This window comes from Parashewanella hymeniacidonis (assembly GCF_016900895.1).
Classification (GTDB): domain Bacteria; phylum Pseudomonadota; class Gammaproteobacteria; order Enterobacterales; family Shewanellaceae; genus Parashewanella; species Parashewanella hymeniacidonis.
The window spans coordinates 1-9177 of record NZ_JAFEUN010000137.1; the positions used below are offsets into that span (position 1 = coordinate 1).

Annotated in this window: 9 protein-coding genes and 1 pseudogene; 8 read left to right on the forward strand and 2 right to left on the reverse strand. The window is 41.8% G+C overall.

What is annotated here, in order from left to right; all coding sequences use genetic code 11:
- The 7 genes and pseudogenes from JQC92_RS23315 to JQC92_RS19410 all read left to right on the forward strand — a co-directional run.
- Positions 1 to 109: pseudogene (locus JQC92_RS23315) on the forward strand (IS1 family transposase); the annotation flags it as partial.
- A 126-nt stretch (positions 110 to 235) separates the two neighbouring features.
- Positions 236 to 811 (forward strand): type II secretion system protein, encoded by a 576-nt coding sequence (locus JQC92_RS19385; RefSeq protein ID WP_205001192.1) that lies wholly within the window; start codon positions 236 to 238, stop codon positions 809 to 811.
- Between the two features lie 144 nt (positions 812 to 955).
- The gene (gene hslV / locus JQC92_RS19390; protein WP_205001193.1) at positions 956 to 1480 is read left to right on the forward strand and encodes an ATP-dependent protease subunit HslV; all 525 of its coding nucleotides are present in this window, start codon (positions 956 to 958) and stop codon (positions 1478 to 1480) included.
- Positions 1481 to 1498: 18 nt separating this feature from the next.
- On the forward strand, positions 1499 to 2824 hold the full coding sequence (hslU, locus tag JQC92_RS19395; RefSeq protein ID WP_205001194.1) for an HslU--HslV peptidase ATPase subunit: 1326 nt from the start codon (positions 1499 to 1501) through the stop codon (positions 2822 to 2824).
- A gap of 57 nt (positions 2825 to 2881) precedes the next feature.
- Complete coding sequence (locus JQC92_RS19400; protein ID WP_205001195.1) at positions 2882 to 3265, forward strand: gamma-butyrobetaine hydroxylase family protein; 384 nt, start codon at positions 2882 to 2884, stop codon at positions 3263 to 3265.
- Between the two features lie 187 nt (positions 3266 to 3452).
- On the forward strand, positions 3453 to 5225 hold the full coding sequence (locus JQC92_RS19405) for a M4 family metallopeptidase (RefSeq protein ID WP_205001196.1): 1773 nt from the start codon (positions 3453 to 3455) through the stop codon (positions 5223 to 5225).
- Positions 5226 to 5291: 66 nt separating this feature from the next.
- Entirely contained in the window at positions 5292 to 6059 is a 768-nt protein-coding gene (locus JQC92_RS19410; RefSeq protein WP_205001197.1) for a hydratase, read from the forward strand.
- A gap of 23 nt (positions 6060 to 6082) precedes the next feature.
- On the opposite strand, the gene JQC92_RS19415 is transcribed toward JQC92_RS19410, so the two are convergent.
- Both JQC92_RS19415 and JQC92_RS19420 read right to left on the reverse strand, forming a co-directional pair.
- Positions 6083 to 6700 carry a hypothetical protein gene (locus tag JQC92_RS19415; RefSeq protein ID WP_205001198.1) on the reverse strand — a complete coding sequence of 206 codons (618 nt, stop codon included), beginning with the start codon at positions 6698 to 6700 and terminating at the stop codon, positions 6083 to 6085.
- Between the two features lie 88 nt (positions 6701 to 6788).
- Complete coding sequence (locus JQC92_RS19420) at positions 6789 to 7406, reverse strand: hypothetical protein (protein WP_205001199.1); 618 nt, start codon at positions 7404 to 7406, stop codon at positions 6789 to 6791.
- Between the two features lie 186 nt (positions 7407 to 7592).
- Here JQC92_RS19420 and ubiD point away from each other — a divergent pair, with 186 nt between their 5' ends.
- Positions 7593 to 9065, forward strand: a complete 1473-nt coding sequence (gene ubiD, locus JQC92_RS19425; protein WP_205001200.1) for a 4-hydroxy-3-polyprenylbenzoate decarboxylase — start codon at positions 7593 to 7595, stop codon at positions 9063 to 9065.
- Positions 9066 to 9177 lie beyond the last annotated feature (112 nt).

Genomic DNA, 9177 nt, shown 5'->3' on the forward strand with positions numbered 1-9177 from the left:
GGCACGAAGAACAATTTGTTTTTCAAAATTAGAAAGTATGCATGACACGGTAATCGGTTTGTTAATTAATCGAGTAGAATTTGGAATTGATATTCATGCCTATCACTAAATTAGACCACTACCAGGTATCATGGGTATAAACATTTTCTAGCGGTAGCAACGCTATTGGTTAATGATTATACTCGCACTCAGTTTTATCTAATTTTGTATCCATAAAATAATAAGAATAAGCATTATGAAGAACTTTAACTGCGAGTCACGCATTCACGTAAAACGCCAACAAGGCTTTACGTTAATTGAATTGGTTACTGTTATTGTGATTTTAGGTATTTTGAGTGTTGTTGCTGCACCGCGCTTTATCAACTTTTCTCGTGATGCTCACCTTTCAGTGTTTAACGCCACTTTTAGCGCATTTAAATCAGCAATGGAATCTCATCGTTTACTCTGGCTTACACGTGGCTCTCCAGTAGGTAATGATGCATTAAACCTATCTGACAATATTGATTTTAACCAACAAGGCTATCCATCAGGAATCGACGATGGCACTCAGGTTTCCACGCCACAAGATTGTTTAGACATTTTTAATTCGGTGTTAGACACCGATCTCATTGCTGCAGTATCGATTGGTGATGGCCAAGGCATTAAGAATCTGCCTCAAAATGTGGATGTAGCAGTAACGAATAATGCTAATATCTGCTATTACACCTTTGTATCTGAATCCAAAGAGATTGGCTACAATGCACGCCAATTTCGTTATTTATACACCACAGGCCAAGTCATTAAATTTGCATCAGGATATACTCTACAATAATTTTACCGATTAGAGCTCCACACAAAATTAACGTAACACTTATCTAAGTGTTCGTGCTCCCCTTGAAAAAAAATTTTTTATCCTCATTTAGATATTAAGCATTTCTGCAATTGTGTAAGGCAGAATAATAAAGAGGAATTCCTTGTGACTACAATCGTATCTGTTCGTCGTAACAATCAAGTCGTGATTGCTGGCGATGGCCAAGTTTCATTAGGCAATACTGTGATGAAAGGTAATGCCAAAAAAGTTCGCCGTTTATACAATGAAAAAGTATTGGCCGGTTTTGCTGGCGGCACAGCCGATGCATTCACCCTATTTGAACGTTTCGAAGCTAAATTAGAAATGCATCAAGGACACTTATTACGCTCAGCCGTTGAGCTTGCTAAAGATTGGCGAACAGATCGTATGCTGCGCAAGCTTGAAGCCATGCTGGTTGTTGCCAATGAAGAAAGCTCACTAATTATCACTGGTAATGGTGATGTAGTGCAGCCAGAGCATGATCTTGTCGCCATTGGTTCAGGCGGTAACTTTGCCCAAGCAGCGGCATTGGCCTTAATTGAAAATACGGAACTTAGTGCTAAAGAAATTGCCGAAAAAGCACTAACAATTGCTGGTGATATTTGTGTCTTCACTAACCAGCATAAGACAGTTGAAGAATTAACTTATTAATCGGAGCGGTAGCAGATTATGTCTCAAATGACCCCACGTGAAATCGTTCACGAACTTGATGCACACATTATTGGTCAGCAAAAAGCAAAACGCTCCGTGGCGATTGCCTTACGTAACCGCTGGCGCCGTATGCAACTTGATAGTGATTTGCGTCAAGAAATCACCCCAAAAAATATTCTAATGATCGGCCCTACGGGTGTGGGTAAAACGGAAATCGCCCGCCGATTAGCAAAATTAGCCAATGCACCATTTATCAAAGTTGAAGCGACAAAATTTACCGAAGTCGGCTATGTAGGTAAAGAAGTTGAGCAAATCATTCGTGATTTAACCGATTCAGCCATTAAGCTGACTCGTGAACAACAAATGACACAGGTTCGTCATCGTGCAGAAGAAGCGGCAGAAGAGCGCGTGCTTGATGCCTTACTGCCTCCAGTGAAAGACGACTGGGATCAAGACAGCAATAAAGACTCTTCAACTCGCCAGGTTTTCCGCAAAAAACTGCGTGAAGGCCAACTCGATGATAAAGAAATCGAAATTGATATAGCTGCACCACAAGTGGGTGTTGAGATCATTTCTCCTCCAGGCATGGAGGAAATGACTAATCAACTTCAAGGTTTATTCCAAAACATGGGACAAACACCTTCAAAACGTAAGAAGCTAAAAATCAAAGATGCGATGAAGCAACTTACAGAAGAAGAAGCCGCTAAATTAGTCAACCAAGATGACTTAAAAGAATCAGCTATCGAGCTTGTTGAGCAACACGGTATCGTATTCTTGGATGAAATCGATAAGATTTGTAAACGTGGTGACACATCAGGTCCAGATGTTTCTCGTGAAGGTGTTCAACGTGATTTACTGCCACTTGTAGAAGGCTGCACGGTAAATACAAAACATGGCATGGTAAAAACTGATCACATCCTATTTATTGCTTCTGGTGCATTCCAAATGGCTAAGCCATCGGATCTTATTCCAGAGCTGCAAGGTCGCTTACCCATTCGTGTTGAGTTAGATGCCCTATCATCTGATGACTTTAAACGTATTTTAACTGAGCCAAATGCATCGCTTACAGAGCAATACGTTGCATTGATGTCGACTGAAGGCGTAACGATTGAATTTGCAGACAGTGGTATTGAGGCTATTGCTAATGCCGCTTGGCAAGTCAATGAGCGCACTGAAAACATTGGTGCTCGCCGTCTACACACAGTGATGGAGCGTTTGATGGAAGAAATGTCATATGCTGCTTCTGATAAATCAGGCGAAACATTAGTGATTGACGAAGCCTATGTTAAGGGACATTTAGATAACTTAGTTCAAAATGAAGATCTAAGCCGCTTTGTGCTTTAATTAAAACCTGATCCGTTATGTAGCTGCAACTACATAACGGATAATTTGAGAATCCCTATGCCAGCCCCAAAAGTTACCCAACTGAAACTCAAACAAAAAAGCCGCTTACTGGTAATCGCATTCAGTGATGGCACTTCAGGTGAAGTAAGCTGCGAATTTTTACGAGTTCACTCGCCTTCTGCTGAAGTTCAAGGTCACGGCACTCCCGTGTTAGTCACCAATAAAAAACAAGTGAATATCAGCAATATTGAAGCCGTGGGTCACTATGGGGTAAAACTGGTTTTTGATGATGGCCATGATACTGGTATTTATTCTTGGGAAGTCTTACATCATTTGGTCAGTCATCACCAATCATTGTGGCAAAGTTATCTGGAACGTTTAACAAACGAGAAAGGTTCGCGTGAAGCCATCATTCCAATGGTTGTAAAATACCGTCCTTAATATTTAATTTTACCATCGCATAATACAGCTCAAGGCACTATTACGGACCGATAATTATCTCTTTCTATTGATCCATCTTCATTATAAATCAACCTCTTATTCAGCCCCTATTCAGCCGTTACCCCTTTAAATAAAATTTCATAAAAAAGTATTAAAAATTAATTGTTATAATCGAAGGGTGTGAAGTATGAGTGTGAAATATAGAAAATCTCTGATCGCTGTCGCGGTTACCTTATGTGTCTCAACAGGAGCCTCTGCTGCAAACATTGTTAACTTAACCCAACAAACTAAGTCACACCCTCTGCTTGGACGCAGTAGAACAATGCCAGGTGCTGCAGGGTTGGGCAACAGCCAACCTCAAGTCACACTTGATGCGAAAACAACTTACCGAATTGTGTCTGAAGTGAAATTCAAAAATGGCACAACAAAATACCGATTACAACAGTATTATGATGGAGTGCCCGTTTACAACTCCACCATCGTTTCAGAAAAAAGTAATTTTAAAAATGTCATAGACCAGCCGGTTATCGGTTCTGCGGTGAATGGACTCCAACAAGATAATGTTTCCTCTACGCCTTCGATATCTGAAGAGCAGGCTTTCAAAGTTTCAGCAGCCAATCATGATGAATCTAAAAGTGTGAGTAACATTAACTCTTTATCTAAAAGAAGCGCTAAGTTATGGGTCTTCATGGTAGGAAACCAGCCACACTTAGCTTATAAAACTTCTTTCATTTTGCAACATGGAAACAAAGTATCACGTCCGACAACACTCGTTGATGCTCACTCTGGAAAAGTACTTAAAAAATGGAATAGCATAGAACACCTGTTGATTGGAACAGGCGCAGGTGGTAATCCAAACACTGGCGAATATTACTACGGTGACAGCAAAGACCACCCCAAGCTTGACTTAACGGTACAAAGCTCAGCAAATGGTAAAGAATGTGTTTTTGACACCCCTCAAGTTCGAACCGTTTCTGTACACAACAAAGCGTTCGGTAAAGATGCCAAAGGACGTTTCGTCGATCCTACTGCGCAATACAACAATCAACCTATATCTTATGATTGTTCTCAAAGTACTGCATACCAAGAACAAGAGATTAATGGCGCTTATGGGGTAACTAATGATGCCCACGCTTTCGGCACGATTATCTATAACATGTACGAGGACTGGTTTGACCAATCACCGTTACAGCACCGAGACATGTTTGGTAGAAAAGTAGATGAACAACTCCTCATGCGGGTTCATTATGGGCAAAATTTTAATAATGCCTTCTGGGATTCACAAGAGATGAATTTTGGTGACGGCGGTCCAGAATACGTTTCCAGAATCATCGGAGGTATTGTCGTTGGCAAGAAAAAGGTCGATGCTTTTTACCCATTTGTCACCTTAGACGTAACAGCTCATGAGGTCAGCCACGGCTTTACTCAATACAATTCAGGCCTGCAAGGCGGCCACTCTGATAAGCCAGGTGTTGCCTGTGAAGCTTGCTCGATCAATGAAGCCTTCTCTGACATGGCTGGAGAAGCGGCTAAATACTTCGCCTATGGAAAAAATAACTTCGAGACAGGTGAGGCTATCGTCAAAGATCCCTCTGTAATTGGCAGTAACTCAATCAGAAGCTTAAAAAATCCATCAGCGGATGGACATACTGTCGATACAGAACCTCAATATCGTCAGATGATCCAGGACGCCATCGATAATAAGGCTGAAGTCGACGAACATGCTGGTGCAGGTATATACGACAAGGCTTTTTACGAGCTTGCTACAAGCGATAATTGGACAACTCGAAAAGCCTTTACGGTATTCGTCGATGCGAACAAGCTTTACTGGCATAAAGATACCACTTTTGATTGCGGTGCACGTGGTGTCATACAAGCTGCAGGAGACAATGGATACAGTGTCCAAGATGTTGAACGTGCCTTTGACGCAGTAGATGTAGATTACTCACACTGTGACTAATAAAGCACTTGCTATTATCGCTTATTTCTCTTAAAACGCTCTTTAACACTGTTAAGGAGCGTTTTTATGAATCTACCACAAGAGCTTGCAAGCCGTCGTCTTCAAGGCACACCTGGCGATGAGTTGCCAATATCTCAACGACCAACTAATTTTGAACAAGCTTTCTCCCTTCAACAGCAAGTATCAGACAGCTATTGTGACCTAGCTGCGACCAGAGTTAATGGCTGGAAGTGTGTATTACCGACAACGACCGTCACCATGTTAGCGCCATTATTCGAAAATGGTATGCAAACTCAAACAAAAAACTGTGTTCTATTTACTTCCAAAGAGAATATGGCTCTGGTTGAGCCCGAAATAGCCAGTGTGTTCAATAGTGATTTACCCGTTCGTGATCAACCTTATACTGATCAAGAAATTGAAAATGCAATAGGCTCAACTCACTTTGCCCTAGAGCTGATGCAAAGTCGTTATCATGAGCCAGATAAAGTTACTTATTTTGAAGCCCTAGCTGATGGTCTGTTAAATCAAGGTGTCTATATTGGCCCAGAAATTCCAAAAACAATACCTTTTGAAGATATGGCTGAATTCGAGCTTAATATTGCTTCTGAAAAGGAAGTTCATTTGAATAGAGCGGTAACTCACCCAAATAACCACCCAAGAGTTGCTGTTTATTGGTTAGTGAACGAATTAAGAGAACGAGGCATCGCCATAAAAGCAGGTGACAAAGTGATTACAGGCTCATACGCAGGCATTGTTAACGTGCCTTTTGATCAGCCTGTCACCTTTAAGTATGGTGAGCTTGGAGCATTTAGCGTTACATTTAAAGCTAAATAGTCCGAGTTTGAATACTGACGATGTTACTTCGCTACATCGTCAGCTTTAAAGTTTGGCACCACGACATAAGCATGTTGATCCCAGTCATACTTATAGGTTTTATCTTGCCATTGGTAATAAGTCTTACCACCTTTTAATACCGTCCTCGCATTGGCCGGCAAACTTGAAATCCCAGTTGAGTAGTTCATGCCAGTAGTAATACTCTGTTGCTGCACGATAACTGGTTCAGATTGTGACTGAGGTGAAGACTCATGAAAAAGCCATTTACCAGCTTCATAAGCTAATGGCACTGTAACCGCAGCACCTACAAAATCATTCCAATAATGATGGCGATACCACCAAGGCCAGTGATGACGCCAATAAGGATCGTTCCAATGTCTGTGGGCCCAGTGGCGACGATGCCAATAGTCTCGACGATGAGTTCGCCACCAATAGCGATCATGCCAACGATCGACATGGTGTCGATGATGAAACCCGGTAAGTAAGAAGTGTTGCCGGGTAAAACTGGGGCCGTGAGGTTCTGGAAATTGAGTGACTTGCTGTTGCACCAGTACATTATTAGCCAGCAATGGCCAAGATGCACTCAGCAATACTAAAACACCAAACCGTCTAATTAGAGATAATGACATAACTCGATGCATATAACTCCTCCTCAACTCACGTCATTTGGTCTTAGTTCAGTATATATAGCGGTTATTTTTCATTCAACACAACTGACAAAGCTTTAATTTACTTTTCATGGGTCTTTACATTTACTGGCACATACAAATGCTTTGACCAATCATAGTGATAAAGCTTTCCTTGAGATTGATAATAGGTTTTACCGTTTTTAATTACAGTCTTGGCATTATCTGACAAGTTCTTTAGCCCTTGACCTGAGTTGCTACTTTTCTGAGGTGCACCAGAACCAGTCGAACTTGAATCTGGACTCTGAGGTTTAGGCTCATTAGATTTTTCCAGTGACTTTTCGGCCTCTTTTTCTGCCACACCTGCAATGGTTCCAAGTAATGCACCTTTGTCAACGCCTGCACTTACTTTCACTTGATGCTCATGATGCTTTCTGTACTTCCATGACTTACTCCAAGCGTGTTTACCGTGTGGTACTGGGTCAAGTGGATCTGGTTGCGGCAGACTTTCAGCTTGTTTTTTAAACTCATCCCACAAGCTGATCTTTTGTATTCTTAAGTTTGGTTCAGCGTCTACAGCTATAACATGAGGCTGATTAAGCCAATTTGTGGAGTTTCGCATTGAACTGGAAATATTTAGATTACTTTCTGCTTGTGACATATTAGACATTAAACACAAGATTGAACAAACTGTGGTTAGCGAACATATTGATAGTTTCATAAACAACTCCAACGGCTATCAACGAACATATTAATAAAAAAGTCTGTTTATTAGTTTTATATCGAAGTTTACATTTTGTACAGAAAAACAACCAGAATTAATCATCTTCAAAATAATTTGATATGACGCATAATTCTCAAAAATGCTATAGTTCGGCCATATTAATTATCTTTCATCTAGGAACTTATGAGTTTTAAGGATTTAAGAAGTTTTATCGATCACTTAGAGGCTAATGGCGAACTCAAACGTATCAGTCACGAAGTTGATCCTAATCTTGAAATGACTGAAATCGCCGACCGAGTACTTCGAGCACAAGGCCCTGCTTTGCTATTCGAAAACCCAACCGGACATACTATGCCGGTATTGGCGAACCTGTTTGGCACGCCTAAACGAGTTGCGATGGCGCTCGGTAAGCAAGATCCGCTTGAACTTCGTGAAGTCGGTGAATTGTTGGCTTTCCTTAAAGAACCTGAGCCACCAGCAGGCTTTAAAGACGCCATGAGTAAAATCCCGAAGTTTTCACAGGCACTAAAAATGCCGACCAAAACGGTCAGATCAGCACCTTGTCAGGAAGTCGTGATCAAGGGAGACGACGTCGATTTAACTCAGCTGCCGATTCAGCACTGCTGGCCGGGTGATGTAGCGCCACTCATGACGTGGGGCTTGACCATTACTAAAGGCCCGAGACAGAAACGTCAGAACCTCGGGATTTATCGACAGCAATTGCTTGGCAAGAATAAGCTTATTATGCGTTGGCTCGATCACCGTGGTGGCGCATTGGACTTTAAAGATTTCAAAGAAAAGCACCCTGGTGACAAATACCCTGTAGTTGTCGCTTTTGGTAGTGATCCTGCAACCATTTTAGGCGCAGTAACGCCAGTGCCCGACTCCATGAGCGAGTACGCCTTTGCAGGCTTATTACGCCAAAAGCGCACCGAAGTTTGCAGTGCCATTAGCTGTGACTTAGAAGTCCCAGCCACCAGCGAGATCATTCTTGAAGGTTACATTGACCCTGAAGAAACCGCTGAAGAAGGCCCATATGGTGATCACACTGGTTATTATAACGAAACAGAATCGTTCCCAGTATTTACGGTCACGCATATTACCCATCGAAAAGATGCCATTTATCACAGCACTTACACCGGCCGTCCACCGGATGAACCAGCGATGTTAGGTGTGGCACTTAACGAAGTGTTTGTGCCTATTCTGCGAAAGCAGTATACAGAAATTATCGATTTTTATTTACCACCAGAAGGTTGTTCATACCGCATGGCAGTAATATCAATCCGTAAACAGTATCCCGGACATGCCAAGCGCATAATGATGGGCGCTTGGTCTTTTTTACGCCAGTTTATGTATACCAAGTTCATCATCATCGTTGATGAAGATGTAAATTGTCGTGATTGGAATGATGTCATTTGGGCCATTACGACCCGTATGGATCCAACACGTGATACCACCATGATTGATAATACACCTATTGATTATTTAGATTTTGCTTCGCCAGTTGCTGGTCTTGGTTCGAAAATGGGTTTGGATGCGACCAATAAATGGGAAGGCGAAACCACTCGTGAATGGGGCACCCCCATTGTGATGGATGAAGCCGTAAAACAAAAAGTTGATGACATTTGGGATCAACTTGGCCTCGATAATAAATAAGGATAGGCGTAGCGCAGCCTGCGCCTTATCTGGTTGTTGAACCAGCCCGACGCTACTTATATATGCAAATATCTCAGAAATAATTTTGTGATGTGAGTGAGCTATTTATCAG

Excerpts from the sequence above, each read along its gene's own strand:
- JQC92_RS19385 (WP_205001192.1), top strand. The coding sequence starts at position 236 with ATGAAGAACTTTAACTGCGAGTCACGCATTCACGTAAAACGCCAACAA.
- hslU (WP_205001194.1), top strand. The coding sequence starts at position 1,499 with ATGTCTCAAATGACCCCACGTGAAATCGTTCACGAACTTGATGCACAC.
- JQC92_RS19400 (WP_205001195.1), top strand. The coding sequence starts at position 2,882 with ATGCCAGCCCCAAAAGTTACCCAACTGAAACTCAAACAAAAAAGCCGC.
- JQC92_RS19405 (WP_205001196.1), top strand. The coding sequence starts at position 3,453 with ATGAGTGTGAAATATAGAAAATCTCTGATCGCTGTCGCGGTTACCTTA.
- JQC92_RS19410 (WP_205001197.1), top strand. The coding sequence starts at position 5,292 with ATGAATCTACCACAAGAGCTTGCAAGCCGTCGTCTTCAAGGCACACCT.
- JQC92_RS19415 (WP_205001198.1), bottom strand. The coding sequence starts at position 6,700 with ATGCATCGAGTTATGTCATTATCTCTAATTAGACGGTTTGGTGTTTTA.
- JQC92_RS19420 (WP_205001199.1), bottom strand. The coding sequence starts at position 7,406 with ATGAAACTATCAATATGTTCGCTAACCACAGTTTGTTCAATCTTGTGT.
- ubiD (WP_205001200.1), top strand. The coding sequence starts at position 7,593 with ATGAGTTTTAAGGATTTAAGAAGTTTTATCGATCACTTAGAGGCTAAT.